This is a genomic window from Duganella dendranthematis (assembly GCF_012849375.1).
GTDB lineage: Bacteria > Pseudomonadota > Gammaproteobacteria > Burkholderiales > Burkholderiaceae_D > Rugamonas > Rugamonas dendranthematis.
This window is the reverse complement of record NZ_CP051684.1, coordinates 4,914,948-4,936,296: the sequence shown is the minus strand read 5'-3', so window position 1 is coordinate 4,936,296 and position 21,349 is coordinate 4,914,948. Positions and strand designations below refer to the sequence as shown.

Sequence of the window (21,349 nt, the reverse complement as noted above, 5' to 3'; positions counted from 1 at the left end):
GCTTAGTTCCTGCCGGCTGCTTCGACATAGATTTCGTCGGCGCAGCCAACAGCGCGACTGGCGGCCGGCTTGGCGTTGGCCACCAGTTGCGGCAGTTCGCGGTCGGTGGCGAAGTCCAGCGCCAGCGACACGCGGATCTCTTGCAGGTATTTGTGCTGCGTGCAGACCAGCGTGATGGTGTCGGCGACCTTCTCGCCATAGCGCGCCTTGATCTTGTCAAAGAAGTCGCTCACGCGAATGCTCTTGCCGGTATTCCCCAGCACGATCTTTCCCACTTCCGATTCATTCACCACCCGCACCGCCGATACGGCCTTGATGAAGTAGTCATCAGGCGGCAGCGACTGGCACTTGCCATGCTTGTTCCACTCGTAGGCGCCGAAGGTGCGTTCGTAGAAGAAGTTCGGCATCCACGGTGCGATCTTCTCGATGGTGTCCTTGCTCAGCGCGAAAGGCTGGCCACTGCAGCTGCCGTACTGCGTGCCGCATTCCTTCTTGTTTGGCCACAGGCCGTGCAGGCTGAGGGTCTTGGCCTCCAGCGTGCCGCCGTTCATGGCGTCGCATTCCGGCTTCTTGCCGTTGTATTTGGTGTGTTCGCAAAAGCCGGGCTGCCAGGTGATCGCCAGCACATAGCTATCCTGCTGGTTGGCCGCCGAGCATACCGCGCCGCTGGCGCCTTCCGGCAGACGGCTGGCCTGCTGGTCTTCCAGCGCCGGCTTGCCGCATTCGCGCTGTACCCAGCGCAGGGCCGGCTGCGCGCCGGGCACCTCGATGCGCACCCAGTCGTAATCGACCTTGTTGATTTCACGGACCGTGTAGCTGGTGCCGGCGCTGACTTTGATGTCGCCGGGATTGGTGCGCTTGGCGAACGAGGAAAACGCCTCGCAACTTTGGGTGGCGGCAAAGCTGCCGCTGGCAGATTCACTGGCGCTGCAAGCCAGCGAAGTGAACGCCAGCAGCGCGGCGGCGATATAGATGCGCATGAAATCCCCTGGTATTTGATCGAATTGCCAATATTCTACCGGAGCCGGACGGCGACCACCCTATTCCGTCAGCGACTGCGCGTTTGCGTGATATTCAGGCGTTCGGCGTCGCGCACCAGATCTGGCAAAGAACGCGCCTGCATTTTGTCCATCACCTTGCGCTTGTGGGTCTTGGCCATGATTTCGCTCACGCCCAGTTCATCGGCGATCTGCTTGTTCAGCAGGCCGCCGATCACCAGTTGCATGGTCTCGCGTTCACGCGGGGTCAGGCTGTCGTGACGGGCGCGCAGTTCGTCCAGCTCCTGCCGCTCACGATACGCCACCGCGCCGGCTTCCAGCGCGCCGCGCACGGCGCGCAGCAGTTCTTCCGGCTCCACCGGCTTGGTGAGGAATTCCAGCGCCCCGGCCTTCATGGCCTGTACCGTCAGCGGAATCGAACCGAAGCCGGTGACGAAGATGATCGGAACGCCGGCGCCGGTGCGTTCCAGCTGCGCCACCACCTCAAAACCGTCCACTTCGGGCATGCGCATGTCCAGCAGCAGGCAGCATGGCGCGTCCGGCAACGGCTGTTCAAAGAAAGTGGCGGCCGAGCCGTAAGCCTGCACCGTGTAGCCTTCTGATTCAAGCAGATTGACAAAGCCCTGGCGCACGCCCTCGTCGTCATCGACCACGATCACCACCTGGTTCATGCTTAATTCCATCAAACTCGCTCCGGTAATCTGAACAACACACTGCATCCATGCGGCTGGCGCGGTTGCGCGGAGATCGTGCCGCCATGCGCTTCCATGATGGAGCGGCAGATCGCCAGGCCCATGCCCATGCCATCCTGTTTGGTCGTGAAATACGCTTCAAACATCTGCGCAGCGCCTTCTTCATCAAGGCCGCTGCCGCTGTCGTCCACCCGTACCGCCAGCTGGCCGTCCTGCGTGCTGGTGGTGATGGCCAGGCTGCGCGGCCGGTCCTGCACCTCGCTCATCGCATCCAGCGCGTTGACCACCACGTTCAGCAGCACCTGTTGCAGCTGCACCGTGTCGCCATCAACCCAGCCGCTGGCGGCGTTCAATGCCAGCGTTACCGCCACGTTCTGGCGTTCCAGCTCGGCGCGCGAGATGCCGATGATGTGGCGGATGGTGGCGTGCAGGTCGAACGGCGCCGATTCCTGCGGCGCCTTGCGGGTCAGCGCGCGCAGGCCGCGAATGATACCGCCGGCGCGCTGGCTCTGGGCCGCAATCTCCTGCAAGCCGGCGCGCACCCGATCCAGCTGTGGCGGATCGCGTTCCAGCCAGCGCAGGCTGGCGCCGGCGTTGGACGAAATCGACATCAGCGGCTGGTTGATTTCGTGCGCGATCGAGGACGTCAGTTGGCCGACCGTGGTCACGCGCGCCACGCGGGCCAGTTCGGCCTGTGTCTGGCGCAGCGAGTCTTCCGCCGCGCGGCGCGCCGTCACGTCCACCGTGGTGCCGACGTAGACGGCGTTGTCGTTGACGCCAAACGGTTCGCCGGCGCCGGTCAGGTAGCGCACCTTGCCGTCGGCGTCCAGCAGGCGGTAGTCGACGCGCAGTGCATGGCGGTGTTCGATGCCGCGGTCCAGCGCGCGCGTGACGCGTTCGCGGTCGTCCGGGTGCACCCGTTCGATAAAGGCCGCCAGGCTGACCTGCGGCTGCGCCGGATCGAAGCCGAAGATGCGGCAGAACTCCGGCGAGCAATTGAGCATGGCGCGGTCCAGGTCCCAGGTCCAGCTGCCACTGCGGTTGATCTGTTCCCCCAGCAGCAGCGTGGCGCGGCTTTCGCGCAGCGCTTTCTCGGCCTGGCGCCGCTGCTGGTTTTCGTCCAGCAGTTCGGCGTACAAGCCGGCCGTCTCCAGCGACACCGCCGCCTGCGCCGCCAGCAGCGACAGCACCGCGGCCTGCTCGCTGGTGAAGGCGGCCGATGCCAGCCGGTTTTCCAGGTACAGCATGCCGACCAGGCGCGCCTGCTTCAGCATCGGGATGCAGATGGCGCTGCAACGCGGATAGCACAGCAGATAGGCGTCGCTGTCCCACGGCGCGGCACGCGGTGCACCGGCCACGCCGACCGGCTTGAGGGTGCGCATGGCGGTGTGCAGCATGGTGAGCGGCAGATCGAGTTCGCCCGGCGCGGCCTGGCGCAAGTCGATCTGGATGCCATGTTCGCCCAGCACGGCGCTGGCTTCCATCAGCGGCGTTTCGCCATCCATGCGTATCAGCAGGCCACGCTGGGCGCCGGCGTGTTCCAGCGCGATGGTCATCAGCGTGCGCACCAGCGGCGCGGTCTGGATTTCTTCCGACAGTGCGCGCACGGCGCGGATCACGCTGTCGATGTTGCGGATCTCCGCTGTTTCGACGATGGAGATGGTGTCCTGCGCGGCGACGCCGGCGCCCTGCCCTGGCGCGCGCGGCGCGCGTTCCTGTCCCTGTAGCTCGGCCACTTTGCGCAGCGCGCCCCAGCGCCGGTAGGATTCGATGGCGGCCAGCCGATGCGCCTGTGCGCCGGTGACGTGGCCGTGCTGCCGGCACAAAGCGGCGGCCAGTTCGTGGGCGACGGCGGCGCAATGTTCAAAGCCTTGCGCGTGGGCGTGGCGGATGGCCTGGTCGTACAGCGCCAGGGCCCCGAAGGCGTCGCCCTGTCGCTGGCGGATGGCGGCTTGCGCCAGCGCGTATTTGTCGGCAAAGGTGGCCGCATTGGACTCGGCCCATGCGGCCAGTGGCGCCAGGTGGGCGGCGACCTGCGCGTCTAGCGCATCATTGTCTACCGGCTCGGCGCACAGGCTCAATACGCTGAACAGGTGGAACTCCATCAGGTGCAGGTGGCCAGGCGCGGACCATGCCAGCTGCGCCGCTTCGGCCAGGCTGGCGCGCGCCTTGGCGATGTCGTTTTCCAGGAAGGCCGCCATGGCCAGGTACAGCCAATGCCAGAAGCGCAGCGTGGCCATGCTGTCGGCGCCGGCCGGCGGTTGCAGCACGCCTTCGCCGCTGACGCCGCGCAGGTGATCGACGAAGTCCTGCTGCACTTGCAGGATGCCTTCGACATCGCGGAATTCGATTTTGCCGACGAAGGCACGGGCGCGGGCGATTTCGCCGGACAGGGTATCGAGCTTGTCGCCGCGCGTCAGCATCATGCAGGTGCGGTGGCAGGCTTCGAAGGCCGCCGTGGTCAGGTCGCCGACGGCCAGCGCGGCGTCGTAACCGGCTTGCGCGCAATCGAGCGCAAAACCGAGCGGCTGGGTCCACACGCTGAGCTGGTCGAGGCCCAGCAGCACGAAGCCGGCGTAGGCGCGGTAGCTGTGCTGTTCGACCAGCGCGCGGGCCGCTATGCCGTACTCAAAGCCGTCTTCATTGTGGCCGTAGCGATGACAGACCTGCACGCCGAACCACGCCAGCGCTACCGCCGTTTCGCCGCTCATGCCGTGTTCCAGGCTCACTTGCAGCGTGGCGCACAGGTGCAGGAACAGCAGCGATTGCGAGGTGAAGGTGGCCGGCGCCAGCAGGCTGGATAACAGCGCCATCACCACGGCGGTATCGGGATCGGTTTGTTGCGGCAAGCCGCGCAGCAAGCCGCGCCAATCGCCTTGCAGGCTGGCGCGCAACGCGGCGTATGCGCGCTCGCATTCGGCGTCGGATGGAGCGGCGGCCATCTCAATGCCGAAGGCACGCAGTCCTTCCAGAATCAGACTGACAGCCAGCGCGTAGTCGCCGCGCCGGGTGGCGATATCGGCCGCCAGCCGCAGCACCTGGCCTTGCACACGCGGCGCCGACGGGCCAGTGCGCAGGGCCGGCACCATCGCAGCGGCAGCATCCAGGTTACCGCTAAAGAAATAGCAACTGGCCTGCTCCAGCGCCAGGTCGAAGGCCAGCCGCTCAGCTGCGCTGTCGTCGCCAGCATCCAGCAGGCTGCGCGCCATGCTGAGGTAGGACAGCGCCGGAAGGTAGGCACAGGCGCGGCGGGCTTTGCGGCCTGCCATCAGGCCGATGGCAGCCATCTCCTGCCGCTCTTCGGCCGGCACCAGGTGCACGGCTTTTTGCAGATGGTCCATGGCGCCGAACAGCAAGTCGTCGCGTGCATTCTCCAGCGCGGCGCTGGCCATCAGGCGCGCCAGGCGGGCATGCAGGCGGTGGCGCGCTTCGCCATCCAGCTCGGCGTAGGCGGCTTCCTGCAAGCGGTCGTGGGTAAAGACGTAGCCGTCGGCGTCAGCCAACAGCACGTCGGCCTCCACCGCTACCGTAAGCAGACTGTCAATCTCGCGCTCTTCCAGTTCGTACAAAGCGCGCAGCAGCACGGTGCTGCCACTGCGGCCCATGCAGGCCAAGGCGCCCAGCATGCGACGAGTCGGCGACGGCAGCCGCGCCAGCCGGCCCAGCGCGATGTCGGCAAGGTTGTCGGTATAGCGCAGCGCGCCGACTTCCGACAAGCGGAAACGCCACTCGCCACTGGCCGCATCACGCGCCACCAAGCCTTCATCGACGGCGGTCTGCACGAACTGCTGGACGAAATAAGGATTGCCGGCGGTTTTCTGATACACCAGCGCCGCCAGTTCGGTGATCTGCATCGGGTCGGCGGACATGGCCTCGGCCAGCATGGTTTGCAGCGCCACTGGCGTCAGCGCCGGCAGCGCGATCTCCACCGCCTGCTGTGCACGGGCGCGCAGATGCGCCGCAGCTGGCGGCAGCGCATCGCCGTCAGCTGCGCGGCTGGTCAACAGCAGCAGCAACGGCAGGCCGCTGGCCTGTTCCAGCAATTGTTCCAGCACTTGCAGGCTGGCCGCATCAAGCCACTGCACATCGTCGATCATCAGAATCAGCGGCCGTTCGCGCACGGCGAACAATTGCAACAGCCGGAACACCGTCATCGTCAAACGCGACGGCGATTCAGGCGCGGCGGGCGTGGTAGCGTGGGCGACATCGCCGGCCAGCAGCGCCAGCTCCGGCACCAGTGCGATCGCCAGTTCGGCGTCGTCAGCCAGCACTTGCTGCACGCGCTGGCGCCAGAACGCGACTTCCTGCGCGCTCTGTCCAAGAATGCGGCGCACCAGCGTGCGCAAGGCAGCCGATAGCGCGGCATACGGCGCGGCGCCACCAAACTGGTCGACCTTGGCGCTGGCGACCAAGGCGGTGCGCAGTTGCGGGTCGCGCAGAAACTGCGCCACCAGCGCCGACTTGCCGACGCCGGAAGGACCGTGCACCAGCGCCAGCACTTCCTTGCCGTCGGACGCCACCTGCTGCCAGGCGGCCAGCAGTGCGGCCATGGCGTCGTCGCGGCTATACAGACGCGCCGGAAAACGCAGCGCCGGCGCGCCGCCCTGCCCCAGCGGGAATTGCGCAATCTGGCCCCGTTCGCGCCATGCGTCCTGGCAGCGCCGCAAATCCGCCTCCAGCGCCGCCGCGCTTTGATAGCGCTCGCCCGGCTGCTTGGCCAACAGCTTGAGCACCACCTTGGACTGCATTACCGGCATGGCCGCATGTTCTCGGTGCGGCGGCGCCGGCTCGGACGCCAGGTGCGCATGCATCCACTCGCCCGCCGCCGCGCTGGCGTTGACCATGAATGGCAAACGTCCGGTCAGCAGTTCGTACAAGGTCACGCCGAGCGAGTACAGGTCGCTACGGGCGTCGATGCCCAGTTGCGTGCGGCCGGTCTGCTCGGGCGACATATACGCCGGCGTGCCGCGCACCACGTCCGCCTGCGCGGCGCGTGCATGGGCAGCGCCGACGCGGGCCACGCCAAAGCCGGTCAGGCGGCAATGGCCGGCGCTGTCGGTCAGGATGTTGGCGGGCTTGATATTCTGGTGCAGCAGGCCGGCGTCGTGCAGGCCGCGCAGCGCGCCGCAGATGCTCAGCGCCAGCGCCAGGAAAGCGTCCGGCGCCAGCGGACCGGCAGCGCGTTGCGACAGCGGCGTGTCGCCGGCATCGGGATAAATCAGCGCCATCACGCCGTTGTGCCACGCCAGCCCTTGCGGCGCGCGCGACCACGCCGGCAACAGGCGTTCGCGCAGCGCGTATTCGTTGTTGAGGTACAGGGCTGCTTCAGCGGCGTCGCGCTCGGAGGCGGCGGTGGTGATCAGGATTGCGCCGTGGCCGGCGGTTAAATGGCCACGCAAGGTGGCCAGCACGCCATCCTGATAGAGAGGTTGGAACGTGTAGTCGTCCAGGTTCATGCGCCGTCGCGCCCGGACAGCGTTTGTTCGATCAGCGCCAGCAGGCGGTCGACATCGATCGGCTTGTGCAGCAGCGCGATGGCGCCGGCACGCAGCGCCAGCTGCTCCATCGCCTGGTCGGCGTGGCCGCTGATGAACACCAGCGGCAGGTTCAGGTCGAGCGCATTCAGGCTGGCTTGCAGTTCGAAGCCGCTCATGCCGCCCAGCTTGATGTCCACCACCGCGAAGTCGATGTCGCCCAGCCGCGCATAGGACAGGCACGCCTCGCCCGATTCGAAGCACAGCGGAATGTAGTCGGCGGAAGTCAGCAGGTTGTCCAGTGCCTGGCGCACGCCGTCATCGTCGTCCACGACGCAAATCAGTGCAGGCCGCACGCTCATAGTGTCTCTCGGTTCATGTATTGGGCTATTCGATGGTTCGGTTGCCATCATACCTTGCCCTTTCGGCGGCTGGCAGTATCCATCCGTATAGGTAGCTTGGGCATAAGACGGGCAGTTGTCCTACAAACGCAGTGCAGTCACGCCGATACGACTCGGCCGCGCGAATGGCTAAGATGGCAATCACCCACTAACAGGAGTCCACCATGAAACAGTTCCATCTTACTGGTAAGTTTGCTTGTGCCCTGCTCGTTACCGCTGCCGTATTGGGCGGCTGCAAGAAAAAAGACGCTGACGTGCCGCCACCGGTGCCGGAAGCGACCCCAGCTCCAGCGGCCACTCCGGCACCAGCTACGCCGCCGGTGACCAACACGCCGACCACGGAAGGCGGCACGGCTACCCAGCCAGATCCGAACGCACCGCCGGCAGCGACCACGCCACCGTCCACCACCGAACCGCCACCAGCGACTCCGCCGGCTAACCGCTAAGCGATCGCTGTTCCCGAACCCGCACAGCGCTGCGGCACAGGGTCTGACCCCGTACGGGGTCAGACCCTTTCGTTCGGGGTAGCAAACGCCGCCGCGAATGCATCGCGGGCGGCGTGTTGGGCGATGTCGCGGCGCCAGACCAGCATGGTCTGGACGCGCGCGACGTCGTCCGGCAATGCGTGCACGCGCACGGATTTCGCCAGTTCGCGCTGCTTCAGCACTTCCTTCGGCATCATCGCCACGCCCATCCCGGCCGCCACGCAGCCGATAATCGCCTCGAACGTCCCAAACTCCGAAATCCGCGCCGGCGACACGCCGCCTTCTGCAAACCAGCGTTCCAGCCGCCGACGGTAGGAACAGCCACTGCGAAATCCCAGCAGCGTACGCTTGGCCACATCGGCCGGCGACGTCACCGGGCCGTGCAGGCTGTCGGTCAGCAAGACCAATTCCTCGTCAAACACCGGCAACTGCACCAGTTCAGGCCGCTCGACCGGGGCCGCTACCAGTGCCACATCCACCTTGTGATTCAGCACCGCCTGCAGCAGATAATCGGTGGGGCCGGTATCCAGCACCAGGTCCACCTGCGGATACTGGCGGTGAAACTGCCCCAGCACCAGCGGCAATCGCGCGGCGGCGGTGGTTTCCATCGAGCCGATGCGCAATTGGCCGGATGGCTGGCGGTCGCCGCGCATGGCTTCCTGCGCCTCGTCCGCCAGTTGCAGCAGCCGCTCGGTGTAGGCCAGCAGCCGCGCGCCGTCCTCGGTGATCAGCATGCGCCGCCCGGAGCGGTGGAACAGGCTGACGCCCAGCGATTCCTCCAGCTGCGTCAGCCTGGCCGAGACGTTGGATTGCACGCGGTTGAGCCGGGCGGCAGCCTGCGTCACGCCGCCCTCCTCGGCCACGGTTTTAAAGATGCGCAGGGATGAAAGCTCCATATCATTCTCAATAAGCGAATTACTAGTTCAGTATAATTCATTTTTAATGATGCGCAATCAGGTCTATATTGGCAATATCGACCTCTGGAGCACCATCATGAAACCCACGCCCTCACTGGCCATCCTGCTCGCTTGCAGCTTTGCCTTCATCATCGTCCAGCTGGACGTCACCATCGTCAACGTAGCGTTGCCGGAAATCGGTCGCGAACTGCATGCCGGTGTCAGCCAGCTGCAATGGGTGGTAGACGCCTACACGCTGGGCTTTGCCGTGTTCCTGCTGTCGGCCGGCGCCATGGGCGACCGTTTCGGCTCGCGCAGCGTGTTCCTGACCGGCTTCGCCCTGTTCACCGCCGCATCGCTGGCCTGCGCCATGGCGCCCGGCGCGCTGGCGCTCAACCTGGCGCGCGCGGTGCAAGGCGTCGGCGCCGCGCTGCTGGTACCGAGTTCGCTGTCCATCCTCAACGCCGTCTATGCGCATGAGCGCAAGCTGCTGGCCCAGGCCATCGCCTGGTGGACCGCCGCCGGTGGCGTCTCGATCGCCGCCGGGCCGGTGTTGGGCGGCATCCTGATGTCGGCCTTCGGCTGGCGCAGCATCTTCTGGGTGAATATCCCGATTTGCCTGATCGGCTTCTGGCTGACCTTGCGGGTGGTGCCGGTCATTCGCCACAATGGCCCGGCCCGCCATTTCGACATTCCCGGCCAGTTGCTGGCGGTGATCGCGCTGACCGCCTTTATTGGCGCGGTGATCGAAGTGCATGCACTGGGCCTGACGCATCCGGCCGTGCTGGGCGCGTTCGCCGTGGCGCTGGCGGCGGCCGTACTGTTCGTCCGGGTCGAAGCGCGCAGCGCGGCGCCGATGCTGCCCTTGCAGCTGTTTAAGCTGACCGGTTTTTCGCCGGCGGTACTGTTCGGCGTGTTCGTCAACTTTGCCTACTACGGCATCATCTTCGTGCTGAGCTTCTACCTGCAACAGGTGCGCGGCTTTTCGGTGCTGCATGCCGGCCTGATTTTCCTGCCGCTGACCGGCACTTTTTTGTTCGCCAATATCGCCAGCGGCTGGTTGCAATCGCGGGTCGGTTCGCGGCTGCCAATGATCATCGGTGGCGTGCTCGGCGCCAGCGGCTATGCATTGCTGGGCGTATTTGGGATTTCCACTTCGGCCAGTTTCTGGGCCATGCTGCCGGGGCTGGCACTGATCCCGGCCGGCATGGGACTGGCGGTGCCGGCCATGACGACCGCCATTCTCGGCTCGGTTGAAAAGCATCAGGCCGGCACGGCGTCGGCAGTATTGAACACGGCGCGCCAGGTCGGCGGCGCGATGGGGGTGGCGGTCTACGGCGCGCTGGTGGCGGCGACGGCTACGGCTGCTATCCTGTCGGGTATCGAAATCGCGCTCGGCGTATCGACCGCCCTGCTGCTCGGCGGTGCGCTGCTGGCCCTGTCGACCAATTTTAACCAAGGAGAAAAGCTATGCCATTCGTAAATATCCGCATCACCAATGAAGGCGCTACCGCCGAGCAGAAGCAGGAACTGATTCAGGGCGTGACCGATTTGCTGCAAAAAGTGCTGAACAAGAATCCAGCCACCACTTTCGTCATCATCGACGAAGTGGAGACCGACAACTGGGGCGTCGGCGGCACCGCCGTCACCACGCTACGCCAGCGCGCCAGGGAGGCGGCGGCGAAGTCGTAAGGGCTGCGCCCACCAGCTGGTGTTTTGCTGGCCGATAGCACGCGATTTTTCATGAAGGCGCGAAGCAAGCTGTGCGGCTAATCGAGAACAACATTGCGCAAGGTTAGGGGCTGGGGTTGACAATGGCAGTTAATTCCCTGGCCTGCGCCATTCTGTGAGAGGCTGATTTCGCCCCTTAGCGGAAGTACGCAGATTATTTTCCCACTCTCTCGATGGTGTTGAGAAGTTGAATGATAGACTTTTCACTTCTTTGTAAATCAATTAAAGACGAGAATTTGGTGTGCGTCTCCAATCTTCGCATCAACTCGATTAATTGCCCATTCTGAGAATTCGGCTCCGGAGACCAAGCCCACGCGCAATCTCCCTTCCCCGTCGAAAGCACGTAAGCGGTCCCATCCAATCCCATCCTGCCCGATTGTGTTGCTTCAGTAATAGCTTTTGAGTACGCACGCCCAATACGTTGCGCTGTATCTGAGCTTAATGGAGCGCTTCTTGATTTCGCCACCGTTCTGGGCTTGGTAAAGTCCATGCGGCCATTCCCTTTACGGTCAACCACATACGAATCGCCCCAGAACGATGTTTGAAACTCCACAAAGTAGACCTTGGATGCGACTAACCGCAACCCAGATTCAGCCTGAAATGATGGAAAAGTCGTTAGCTGAAGTGAAGAAGGTACGGCAACAGCATCATCAATGACTTTGTTGACGCCGACATGGTAGGCATCAATGAAATCTTTTCGACATGGCTCAAGTGAGCTTTGCGCTAACGCAGTGCTTTGAAAGAAAGCTAAAAATATGAGCTGAGCAAGGCGGTTCTTCATAACGCTGGAATTGATGAATAAAGTATCGATTCTCGATTAAGCACGACATTCCGCTTTTGGCCGATTACGGAATTAGTGCCAGCTCAGCCCAGGCGACGGACGGCGTTAAGAAAGAATAGCCTTCTACTCGATTCCATACCGAAGACCTATCTTGCCCATTCCCAAGGTGTAGCCAGCCTGCGCCACATGACTTAATTACCTCAAGAAACGAAGTCTCGCTCGCTGGGCTAAGGTTGAACGAGAATTCGAAAAGCTCAGGCATTTTCCAATATGGCTTCGGTTCTGAAAAATCTACCGGGTCAAACTGAAACAACACCAGTCGAATTGCATCGGAGATTTCTTTAGCGTTTTCCAAACTGCCACAACTGGCATACGCACGAATGAACAGATTCAACACAACTCCTAAAAATCAATCGCTCGGCGTGGCGGGCCGCTAATGGCCGAGAGCCGAATTATTCATACAATTCGGACCAAGCCAGTCGTTCGTCAAGCCATTCATCTAGTTCGGATTCATCCAGGCCGGAAAGCATGGCTCCGAGTTTTAACTCGCCCCTTGTCAGAGCGAGCACACTGAGAATGGCTCTCGTAGTTGGACTGTCGATTTTTGAACCGATGTCAGCCAAAGCTAAGGCGGCTGCTTGTGCCCACGCACCATCGTAATCGGCTTTCAACCAATCGGGTACTGGCGGATTACCTTCCCGATGGCGCGCTACCTCGATGGTCGCCAGTAATCCGTAAAAATTCCAATCGCGCCCTGTGCCTTACTTACGATACCCACCAACTGAGGCACTGCCGCGTAAGAGGCCATATCACGTCACCTTGATGGTGAAGCTCATTCCACAGTTCATCCCATACATCGATTCCTTCTCGCATCGACCGCAATGCTACCGACACATCGTATGGAACTCTGTAGCCACCGTGAAGCTCTCGCCACTTTTTATCTTCCAGGCTCAGCATTAATTGTCTTTCGTTTTTGACGGACCGCTTTTGGCCGTTACGCGCCATGTTCAAGCTTAGTTGTTGAGGCGATAGATGTCCTCAATTTCGTCTGAGGACAACTTGGTAAGGCTATCTCTAATTTCCTGCAATAACGCCGATGCAGGGAAATGTAAGGTGATAATTTCTCCTCCAAGCCGTTCGACTGTAGTCCGGTAATCGTAGGGTAAGTCGCATTCCTCGCATAGGTAGTCTTCGATGAAGTCAGCCAACTCATAATCGCCCACAACGACGACGACATGCTCATCGTTGTGCAGTCCGATTTCAATATGGGGCAGAACCCGCTTCATCTCTTTTCCTACAAATTTATATAAAAACGCCGCTGATGACCGGCGGCTTCTGGCCGGTTTCGGACAAAACCACTTTGATTTTACTGGAACCGATGTTTCACCGCTCCTTATGCCCTGGCACTATCGTTCAATTGCATGACCCACCGATAGAACTAATTACCATGACCAAGAATATCATCTGGCCGACGAAGAGGCGCAGGCTTTATGACGACTTGGCTTCACTGTGACCTACCTTCTCGGCTGCGCGCTTGCCAGCGCACAGCCTCTCCACGCATTAATCGTTCTTTTCAGACCGCCATTATCTGACGCAGCCGATGGTTTAGCTGCTCCACCTTCGCATACCCGCCGCTGACTTCGACGATCTCACCGCCTTTGTCCAACAGCAGCGCCGGGAAGCTGCGCACACCCAGCGCGCGAGCGCGGCTGAAGTCGGCTTGGGTTTGGGCGATGGTGTCGGCGTGCTGCCACATGCCCAGCACGGCGCCGACATCCAGTTGCAGCTGCGCCGCCACCACCGCCGACAGCACGCGGCCGTCGGTGGTGTCCAGCCCCTCCACGTAGAAGGCCTGCTGCAAGGCGCGGAACACGGCCAGCAGATCGGCCGCCGGCGCCAGCTTGCGCCCCGTGACGACCGCGCGGCAGATCGGTTCGGTGTCGTAGACGAAGTTCTCGCGCGCCATCAGCGCCGCTCGGTTGAACGGCAAACCGCTCTGCGCCTCCACCCGCTCCCAGTGGCCAAGGCGGAACTCCTTGCCCGCCTGGTCCAGCAGGTCGGTGGCGCCGGCGCGCACGCCGCCGACGATGATCTCCAGTTCCAGCCCGGGGTGCAGGGTCATCAGCGCGGTCATTTCCTTGCCGAAGCCATAGCACCACGAGCACATGGGATCGCCCACGTACAGAAGCTTCATTTGGTCGCTTTCTCGCGTTGTCGGCGCGTGGTGATGTTTTCGCGATTGACGCCCCAGTTGTCGGTCTCCACTTCGTCGATGATAACGAAGGTTGTGGCCGGGTCCTTGTTCAGCACGCGTTGCAGCAGGTCGGTCGCGCCTTCGATCAGTTGCTGCTTCTGCGCGGCCGACACGCCTTCATTGGTGACGCGGATATTTACGTATGGCATGGTGATTCTCCTTGAATGATTACCAGGTGCCGGCGCTGCCGCCGCCATCGACCGGCAAAATGGTGCCGGTTGTGAAGTTGGATTCGGTCAGGTACAGCACAGCGTTGACCACATCCTGCGTCACGCCGGTCTGGCCGGTTGGCGCCAGGGTGCGGTAGAACGCCTGGGTAGCGTCGTCCTGGCTGTGCATCGGCGTGGCAATGATGCCGGGCGCCACTGCGTTGACCTTGATGTTGGACGCCGCCAGTTCAATCGCCAGCGCACGGGTGGCGTTGTTCAGGCCGCCTTTGATCAGCACCGGCAGCAGCGCCGGCACTTTGACGTTCGGCTGCATCGCAATGGCGGCGGTGATGTTGACGATGTGGCCGGATTTATTCGCGCTCATGTGCGCAGCCGCCTGCTGGGTCGGGAAGAACACACCCTTCAGATTGGTGTTGAGCAGCTCGTCCAGTTCCTGCTCGGTGTAGTCGGTGGTCGGCTTGGCGATGAAGATGCCGGCGTTATTGATCAGGATATCCACCTTGCCGAACGCCGCCACGGCGCGCTCGAACAAAGCCTTGGCCGTGGCGGGCAAAGCGATATCGCCCGGCACCAGCAAAAAGTTGGCGGGATTGCCCAGCTTGTCCGACGCCTGTTTCAGGCGATCGATGGTGCGCGCGTTGCCGACCACGTTGTAGCCGCGTTGCAGATAAGCCTCGGCGACGGCAAAGCCGATCCCGCTCGATGCGCCGGTAACGATGACTGTCTTGTTCATGATGTTTCCTTTCAAGGTTGGTGTGAGCAAACTATACTTTTGCGCAGAACCTTGATAAAGACATGGAAACACAAGACAATAGATACATCATGTAATCAATAAACCGCTATGAAACGCCAATTCGATGATGTGCTGCTGGGCAGCATAGAGCTGTTCTGCCTGGCCGCCGAGCTGTCCAGCTTTACCGCCGCCGCTACCGCCGCCGGGGTCACGCCGGCCGCCGTCAGCCGTTCCGTGTCACGGCTGGAGGAACGCCTCGGCGTGCGCCTGTTCGTCCGCACTACGCGCCAGATCCGCCTGACCGATGGCGGTCGCGTCTACTTCGAGCAATGTCGCCAGGCGCTGTCGCAGCTGACCGAGGCCGAACGGCAGATCACCGGCGCCCAGGTCCAGCCGTCTGGCCCGCTGCGCATCAGCGCGCCGACGCCGTATGCGCACTACCGGCTGCTACCGCTGCTGGGCGAATTTCGCCGCACCTATCCGGAAGTGACGATCGACATCCACGTCAGCAACCGCAACATCGACTTCGCCGACGAAGGCTACGACCTGGCGATCCGCGGCCGCGCGCCGGCCGATTCCAACCTGATCGCCCGCAAGCTGGAGGACGCCGAACTGGTGCTGGTGGCCGCCCCCACCTACCTCAAGCGCGCCGGCACGCCGGCCTCGCTGGCCGATTTGAGCCGGCACGAATGCCTGCAATTCGACTTGCCCAGCACCGGCAAGCGCATTCCGTGGCCGTTCATGCAGGACGGCCAACAGGTCGATGTGGTGACCGAAGGCGGCCTGTGTTGCTCGGAAGATGTGCTCGGCATCGTCACCTTGGCGCGCGGCGGCGCCGGCGTGGTGCAAACCTACCGTTTCATCGTCGAACAAGACCTGGCCAGCGGCGCGCTGGTTGAACTGCTGCCGCAGCACGGCGGCACCTCGCGCCCGTTCATCCTGCTGTATCCGCACGCACGCCACCTGTCGCTGCGGGTGCGCACCTTCGTGGAGTTCCTCCTGAGCAACTTAACCTGAACTGCTATACCCAAATGGTATTGCTAATGATTTTTTTGGCATTGGAGAACATACGCACCCTGCGATAGCATACGAGGTTAAGAAAACTTCTAGAGACATCCATGCCCGCACCACTCACCACCGCTGCCGTTTCCGCCGCACCGCAGACCAGCCCGGGCGCCAGCCCGCGCGCTGTCCTGTCCCTGTTGACCAGCCTGTTCTTCACCTGGGGCTTCATCACCGTCATCAACAACACCCTGCTGCCGCACCTGCGCAGCGTGTTCGACCTGAACTACACCCAGACCACGCTGATCGAATCGGTCTGGTTCATCGCCTACTTCTTCGCCTCGATCCCATCGGCCCGCCTGATCGAGCGCATCGGCTACCAGAAATCCATGGTGTTCGGCCTGGGCATGATGGCGGTCGGCGCCCTGCTGATGATTCCGGCCGCGCGGCTGCCGTCATATGGCGTAACGCTGTGCGCGCTGTTCGTGATCGCCTGCGGCATCACCTTGCTGCAAGTGTCGGCCAATCCTTACGTTGCCGTGCTGGGCTCGCCGGAGACGGCATCGTCGCGCTTGAACCTGGTGCAGGCGTTCAACTCGCTGGGTGCGACGCTGGCGCCGCTGTTCGGCGCCTACCTGATTCTGGGCCGCTCGGCTTCCGGCACCGCCGAAGCCGGCCACGTGCTGACCCAGGCTGAAAAGCTGGCCGACGCCCAGGCCGTGCAGCTGCCGTACCTGATCGTGGCCGGCGTGCTGGTGATCCTTGCGCTGGTGATTTCCCGCTTCCCGATGCCGAAGATGCACCACGGCGCCACCAGCCGCGTGTCCGATACCGAGCGCGAGAAACTGTCGCTGTGGAAGCACCGCAACCTGGTGTTCGGCATTCCGGCCATCTTCATCTACCTGATCGCCGAAATCGGCGTGGCCAACCTGTTCATCAACTTCACCGGCCAGCCGGAAATCGGCGGCCTGTCGCATGAGCAAGGCGCGCACTACCTGTTCCTGCTGTGGGGCGGCATGCTGGTTGGCCGCTTCGTCGGCGCCTGGGCGATGAACAAGACCACCGCCGAGCGCGTGCTGGCGTTCTGCGCGATTGGCGCCTTCGTCGTTATGATGATCGCGGCGCTGGGTACCGGCAGCGTCGCCATGTGGGCGCTGATTTCGGTCGGCCTGTTCCACTCGGTGATGTTCCCGACCATCTTCACGCTCGGCATCAAGGGATTGGGACCGATGACCGAAGAAGGCGCCGGCCTGCTGATCATGGCGATCGCCGGTGGCGCGCTGGTGGTGGTGCAAGGCTGGCTGGCCGACACCGTCGGCCTGCAACTGTCGTTCCTGCTGACGGCGGCATGCGAACTGTACGTGCTGTTCTACGCGCTGTGGGGTTCGAAAGCAACCAACGCCTTCCCGGAAGCAAAAGTCGGCTAAGCCCCCCTGCGTCAAGACAATGCCCGCATAACGCGGGCATTTTTTTTACCAGCCAGTCGCGCCACTGTGAACCGCTTTTGTCCGGCGTTTTTACAACATCTCCCACCTTCAGGATGTCAAAGGGCAACTTTCCTACGGGTAATTATGATAAGCTCCCGACATGATCAACGCCCGATGCCTGCGCTGACCTTTCTCCCGTAACAACTGCTGCGTCCGCCACCTACCGCAATCGCAGCCAAGTCCTATCACCCGCATCGCCATCTATTGCATGCGGGGCCGCCGAGCGCCACGTCGCGCTGACTTCTTGTCAAATTTTTAATGTTTATTGCACGCGGCCGTCAGCGTTTCGGATCGCAGTCTATTTTATTCGGGGGTCATCATGTTTTTCTTTCAGCAGCGTCTTAACCGCCAGCTAACCATCGCTTTTTCCATCTTGGTTGCCATCATTATGGTGATCTCTGCCCTGGCCGTGTTCAGCTTGAGTCAGGCCCAATCCAACTTCGACGGGTTTGTCGGCGATGAGTTCAATCGCGGCAGCGTCGCCCGAGATGTGCGCTCGGCGGTCAGCGCCAGGGCGATTGCGGCGCGCAATCTTATCCTGTTGAAGGCGCCGGCCGACATCGAGTCGGAGAAAGCTGCTGTGTTGGCGGCCCACGAGCGGGTCAAGGACCGCATGCTGTTGCTCAAGAAATTGCTTGATCAGGACAAGGCAGCAAGCGCAAGGGAGCATGAGCTGTACCAGGAACTGGTCGGTATCGAGCAGCAGTATGGTCCGGTTGCACTGGCGATCGTCGATCTGGCGCTTACCGGCAAAACGGCGGAAGCCACGGACAAAATGAATGCGGAATGCCAGCCGTTGCTGAAAAAACTGATTGCAACGGTCGGCGAATATGCCAAATTGATTGCCAGCTCGGCAGAACACGAAATCCAGAAATCGGCCGACAAATTCCGCACCAAGCGCATGCTGCTGGTGTGCGTGTCGCTGATTGCCGTGGCCACGGCGGTCGCGCTGGCGAGTTTGATCAAGCGCAGCCTGCATCGCTCGCTGGGCGCCGATCCGCAAGATTTGCGCAAGGCTGCGAACCAGGTCAGTTCCGGCGACTTGAGCACCTTGCACCACGCCGCGGAGGCGCCGGCGAACAGCGTGATGGCGTCGCTCGGCGAGATGCAGCAATCCCTGGCGAACATCGTCAGCAGCGTGCGCGGCTCCTCCGACACGATCGAGTCCGGTTCGACGGAGATTGCGGACAGAAATAAAGACCTCTCGGCCAGAACGGAAGATCAGGCCAGGCAGTTACAGCAAAGCGCCAGCGCGATGGAGAAAATCACCGAGACCATCCGGCTCAACGCCGACACCGCAGCGCGCGCCAGCGACCTGGCGTTGAGCGCGCGTGCCGCTGCTGAAAACGGCGGCGCCATGGTTGGCCAAGTCGTCTCGACGATGCAAAACATTACGGCCAGTTCCAGGAAAATCGAAGACATCATTTCCGTCATCGATGGCATCGCGTTCCAGACCAACATTCTTGCCTTGAACGCAGCCGTTGAGGCGGCCCGTGCCGGCGAACAGGGACGCGGCTTCGCGGTGGTGGCGAGCGAGGTCCGTGCGCTGGCTCACCGGAGCGCGCAGGCGGCCAAGGAAATCAAGGAGTTGATTGTCGACAGCGTGAGCATGATCGACTCCGGGGCAGGCCTGGTCTCCAGCGCCGGCGAAGCGATGAACGAGATCGTCACGGAAGTGAAAAGCGTTGCGCTGCTGATCAGCGAAATCAGTACGGCGACCCGTGAGCAAACCGTCAGCATCGGCAGCATAGGCGAGACCGTCATAGCGCTTGATCGCGGCACCCAGCAAAACTCGTCACTGGTGCAGCAGATGGCCGACGCGGCGGACACCCTGAACCAGCAGGCTCATAGCCTGGTGTCGGCCGTCTCCGTATTCAAGGTGACGGATGGCGAGAGCATGAAACAAGAGACGGGCATGCACCGGTCCAATCGCCAGCGCCAGCGGCCGTTGCAACTGGTGAGCGCGATGCAAAACGCGTAACGTCGCGGCGCGAGCGGGCCGGCGGACATCTGGCGCAAGTCGACTGCGCCGGCAACGCCTGCTGGGCACCGCGATTACTCGGCGCGCTGCGAATGAGGCAGCATCAGCGTGAACCGCGCGCCGCCGGTGGCGGCGTTGTCTGCTTCGATGCGTCCGCCACACGCTTGCATGATGGCTTGCGATAGCGCCAGCCCGAGGCCGACGCCGTCCACTTCGCCTGCGCGCGCGCCGGCGCCGCGGAAGAAACGCTCGAACAGGAACGGCAGTTCGTGCTCGGCGATGCCGCGGCCTTGGTCTTCCACCGACAAGGTCACGCCCCCAGCGCCGCGTTGCAGGCGCACGATGATATGGCCGTCGGCCGGCGAGAATTTCAGCGCGTTTTCCAGCAGGTTGCGCAGCACCAGGCTAACTGGTGCGCGGTCCACCTGCACCGCTTCCTGCAGCGCGTCGTGCAGCAGGATCTCGATGCGGCGCTCGGCGGCAGGTGCGCTCAATCGCTCGATGGTTTCCTGCGCCAGCGCCGACAGCGACGCCAATTCCACCTGCGCCAGCTGCTGACCGGCATCCAGCCGCGCCAGCATCAGCAGTTCTTCCACCAGCATGGTCAGCCCGCCGACTTCGGCCAGACAGGAGCGCAAGGCGCTGACATATTCCTCGTTCGAGCGCGGCCGGCGCAGCGTGATTTCGATCTCCGTACGCAGCCGCGACAACGGCGAACGCAGCTCATGCGACGCATCCGCCGTGAAGCGTCGCTGCACCTCGAAGGCCTGCTCGATCCGTCCCAGCATGGCGTTCAGCGTATCGGCCAGATGCCCAATCTCGTCATCGTTGCCAGGATGCGGCAGCCGCCGGTCCAGGCTGGCGTCGCCAATCTTACGCGCCTGGTCGACGATGTTTTCCATCGCCACAAAGGTTTTTCGCGACAGCCGCGCGCCGGCCCAGCCGACCAGCGCCAGCAAGGCCGTCGCCATTACCGCGAACAGAATCGCCGCCGATTGCAGGATGTGATCGGCGTCGTCCAGCGACCCCGCCACCTGCACCGCGTAGCGCTGGCCATCGACCAGCGCCGGCACCGACACCATGCGCAGCGGCTCTTCGCGCGCGTCGGGCAAGGTGTCGAAGGCGGTCTCGCCGGCGGCTAGTTGCGCCAGCAGACGGGCCGGCGCCGGCAGCTTGTCGCCGCCCAGGTTGGCGCTACGTGCCAGCACCCGGCCATTGCCATCGATGATCTGCACCAGCCGGTCCAGCCGCGTCAGCGACAGCGGCGCGCTGCCAGCCGCCGCTTCGTGCACCCGCACGGCCGCGCCGTTGGTGTCGGCCAGCATGCCGACTTCGGTATCGGCCAGTGCCAGCAGCGCCGAATCGAGCTGTCCGCGCACCGAGCGCGACAACTGCCACCAGCCGCCCACCGCCGTCGCGCCGACCGTCGCCACAGTGGCCGCCAGGTGAATCAGCACCAGCCGGCGGCGCAGGCTAAGCATCCGGCGCTCCCGGCGCGGCCAGCCGGAAACCGCGTCCGCGCACGGTTTCAATCAGCGGTGCGCCGACCGCATCCACCTTTCGGCGCAAATTCTTCATGTGGACGTCAATCAGGTTGTCGATGGCGATCAGGTCGGCGTGCCACACCTGCTCGGCCAGTTGCGCACGGCTGACCACCTCGCCCACGTGCTGCACCAGGAAATCCAGGATCGCGTATTCCTTCGGCGTCAGGTCCAGGCTGGCGCCGCCGCGACGCACCGCATGGGTCTGCGGATCGATGCTGAGGTCGGCCACTTGCAGCAGTACCGGCGCCACCCGCACCGAGCGTCGCAGCAGCGCCCGCACGCGCGCCAGCAATTCGTCGAATTCAAACGGCTTGGTCAGGTAATCGTCAGCGCCGGTATTGAGGCCGGCGATGCGGTCGGCCAGCGCATCGCGCGCGGTCAGCATCAGCACCGGCAATTGCAGGCCGCGCCGGCGCCATTCGCCGCACAGCGTGATGCCATCCTTGCCAGGCAACATCCAGTCGAGGATGGCCAGGTCGGCACGCGCCAGCACGTCGGCTTCGACCTCGTGTGCGTCGTGCGCCACGCTGACCGTGTAGCCCTCTTCCTCCAGCCCGCGGGCCAGCAGACGCGCTGCCTTGTGATCGTCTTCTACCAACAGAATGTGCATGGATTGCCCTCGACTCGACAGCCGCAGTATATCAGCGGCCCCGGCCGCCTTTCCTGAAGAAGAATTCAGGATGCAGTGCAGCATATTTTCGTACCATAGCGTCATTCCAG

General features: G+C 63.1%; 19 protein-coding genes. 6 read left to right on the top strand and 13 right to left on the bottom strand.

What is annotated here, in order from left to right:
- Nucleotides 1-2 precede the first annotated feature (2 nt).
- From HH213_RS22740 to HH213_RS22725, 4 genes are all read right to left on the bottom strand, one after another.
- On the bottom strand, nt 3-980 hold the full coding sequence (locus HH213_RS22740) for a ribonuclease T2 family protein (RefSeq protein WP_169113740.1): 978 nt from the start codon (nt 978-980) through the stop codon (nt 3-5).
- A gap of 68 nt (nt 981-1,048) precedes the next feature.
- Nucleotides 1,049-1,681: a response regulator transcription factor gene (locus HH213_RS22735; RefSeq protein ID WP_229263112.1), complete on the bottom strand. Its 633-nt coding sequence runs from the start codon at nt 1,679-1,681 to the stop codon at nt 1,049-1,051.
- Nucleotides 1,681-7,146, bottom strand: coding sequence for a trifunctional serine/threonine-protein kinase/ATP-binding protein/sensor histidine kinase (locus HH213_RS22730; protein ID WP_169113739.1), 5,466 nt, complete (start codon nt 7,144-7,146; stop codon nt 1,681-1,683). Before HH213_RS22730 ends, HH213_RS22735 begins: the two co-directional genes overlap by 1 nt.
- Nucleotides 7,143-7,526, bottom strand: a complete 384-nt coding sequence (locus tag HH213_RS22725) for a response regulator transcription factor (RefSeq protein ID WP_169113738.1) — start codon at nt 7,524-7,526, stop codon at nt 7,143-7,145. The genes HH213_RS22730 and HH213_RS22725 overlap by 4 nt, the downstream gene beginning before the upstream one ends.
- A gap of 203 nt (nt 7,527-7,729) precedes the next feature.
- On the opposite strand from HH213_RS22725, the gene HH213_RS22720 reads away from it, so the two are divergent.
- Nucleotides 7,730-8,011, top strand: coding sequence for a hypothetical protein (locus HH213_RS22720; protein WP_169113737.1), 282 nt, complete (start codon nt 7,730-7,732; stop codon nt 8,009-8,011).
- A 59-nt stretch (nt 8,012-8,070) separates the two neighbouring features.
- On the opposite strand, the gene HH213_RS22715 is transcribed toward HH213_RS22720, so the two are convergent.
- Nucleotides 8,071-8,946 carry a LysR family transcriptional regulator gene (locus tag HH213_RS22715; RefSeq protein WP_169113736.1) on the bottom strand — a complete coding sequence of 292 codons (876 nt, stop codon included), beginning with the start codon at nt 8,944-8,946 and terminating at the stop codon, nt 8,071-8,073.
- A gap of 97 nt (nt 8,947-9,043) precedes the next feature.
- On the opposite strand from HH213_RS22715, the gene HH213_RS22710 reads away from it, so the two are divergent.
- Together HH213_RS22710 and HH213_RS22705 are read left to right on the top strand one after the other, a co-directional pair.
- Nucleotides 9,044-10,429 (top strand): MFS transporter, encoded by a 1,386-nt coding sequence (locus tag HH213_RS22710; protein ID WP_169113735.1) that lies wholly within the window; start codon nt 9,044-9,046, stop codon nt 10,427-10,429.
- Nucleotides 10,417-10,638 carry a 2-hydroxymuconate tautomerase family protein gene (locus tag HH213_RS22705; RefSeq protein WP_110848282.1) on the top strand — a complete coding sequence of 74 codons (222 nt, stop codon included), beginning with the start codon at nt 10,417-10,419 and terminating at the stop codon, nt 10,636-10,638. The genes HH213_RS22710 and HH213_RS22705 overlap by 13 nt, the downstream gene beginning before the upstream one ends.
- A gap of 193 nt (nt 10,639-10,831) precedes the next feature.
- Here the strand turns inward: HH213_RS22705 and HH213_RS22700 are convergent, their stop codons facing one another.
- The 6 genes from HH213_RS22700 to HH213_RS22675 form a co-directional block, all read right to left on the bottom strand.
- Nucleotides 10,832-11,458 carry a hypothetical protein gene (locus HH213_RS22700; RefSeq protein ID WP_169113734.1) on the bottom strand — a complete coding sequence of 209 codons (627 nt, stop codon included), beginning with the start codon at nt 11,456-11,458 and terminating at the stop codon, nt 10,832-10,834.
- 64 nt (nt 11,459-11,522) lie between these two features.
- Nucleotides 11,523-11,852, bottom strand: a complete 330-nt coding sequence (locus HH213_RS22695; RefSeq protein ID WP_169113733.1) for a hypothetical protein — start codon at nt 11,850-11,852, stop codon at nt 11,523-11,525.
- Nucleotides 11,853-12,471: 619 nt separating this feature from the next.
- On the bottom strand, nt 12,472-12,744 hold the full coding sequence (locus HH213_RS22690; protein ID WP_169113732.1) for a hypothetical protein: 273 nt from the start codon (nt 12,742-12,744) through the stop codon (nt 12,472-12,474).
- 287 nt (nt 12,745-13,031) lie between these two features.
- Entirely contained in the window at nt 13,032-13,652 is a 621-nt protein-coding gene (locus tag HH213_RS22685) for a DsbA family protein (protein WP_169113731.1), read from the bottom strand.
- Nucleotides 13,649-13,861: a 2-hydroxymuconate tautomerase family protein gene (locus HH213_RS22680; RefSeq protein ID WP_110848286.1), complete on the bottom strand. Its 213-nt coding sequence runs from the start codon at nt 13,859-13,861 to the stop codon at nt 13,649-13,651. Before HH213_RS22680 ends, HH213_RS22685 begins: the two co-directional genes overlap by 4 nt.
- Before the next feature lie 19 nt (nt 13,862-13,880).
- A complete protein-coding gene (locus HH213_RS22675; protein WP_169113730.1) occupies nt 13,881-14,615 on the bottom strand; it encodes an SDR family NAD(P)-dependent oxidoreductase in 735 nt (244 codons plus the stop codon).
- A 108-nt stretch (nt 14,616-14,723) separates the two neighbouring features.
- On the opposite strand from HH213_RS22675, the gene HH213_RS22670 reads away from it, so the two are divergent.
- The 3 genes from HH213_RS22670 to HH213_RS22660 all read left to right on the top strand — a co-directional run bounded on the left by HH213_RS22670 (nt 14,724) and on the right by HH213_RS22660 (nt 19,085).
- Nucleotides 14,724-15,632, top strand: coding sequence for a LysR family transcriptional regulator (locus HH213_RS22670; RefSeq protein WP_169113729.1), 909 nt, complete (start codon nt 14,724-14,726; stop codon nt 15,630-15,632).
- A gap of 101 nt (nt 15,633-15,733) precedes the next feature.
- Nucleotides 15,734-17,044 carry a sugar MFS transporter gene (locus HH213_RS22665; protein ID WP_110848289.1) on the top strand — a complete coding sequence of 437 codons (1,311 nt, stop codon included), beginning with the start codon at nt 15,734-15,736 and terminating at the stop codon, nt 17,042-17,044.
- A gap of 325 nt (nt 17,045-17,369) precedes the next feature.
- Nucleotides 17,370-19,085 (top strand): methyl-accepting chemotaxis protein, encoded by a 1,716-nt coding sequence (locus HH213_RS22660; RefSeq protein ID WP_229263111.1) that lies wholly within the window; start codon nt 17,370-17,372, stop codon nt 19,083-19,085.
- A gap of 74 nt (nt 19,086-19,159) precedes the next feature.
- On the opposite strand, the gene HH213_RS22655 is transcribed toward HH213_RS22660, so the two are convergent.
- Nucleotides 19,160-20,566 carry a sensor histidine kinase gene (locus tag HH213_RS22655; protein ID WP_169113728.1) on the bottom strand — a complete coding sequence of 469 codons (1,407 nt, stop codon included), beginning with the start codon at nt 20,564-20,566 and terminating at the stop codon, nt 19,160-19,162.
- On the bottom strand, nt 20,559-21,239 hold the full coding sequence (locus tag HH213_RS22650) for a response regulator transcription factor (RefSeq protein WP_169113727.1): 681 nt from the start codon (nt 21,237-21,239) through the stop codon (nt 20,559-20,561). Before HH213_RS22650 ends, HH213_RS22655 begins: the two co-directional genes overlap by 8 nt.
- Nucleotides 21,240-21,349 lie beyond the last annotated feature (110 nt).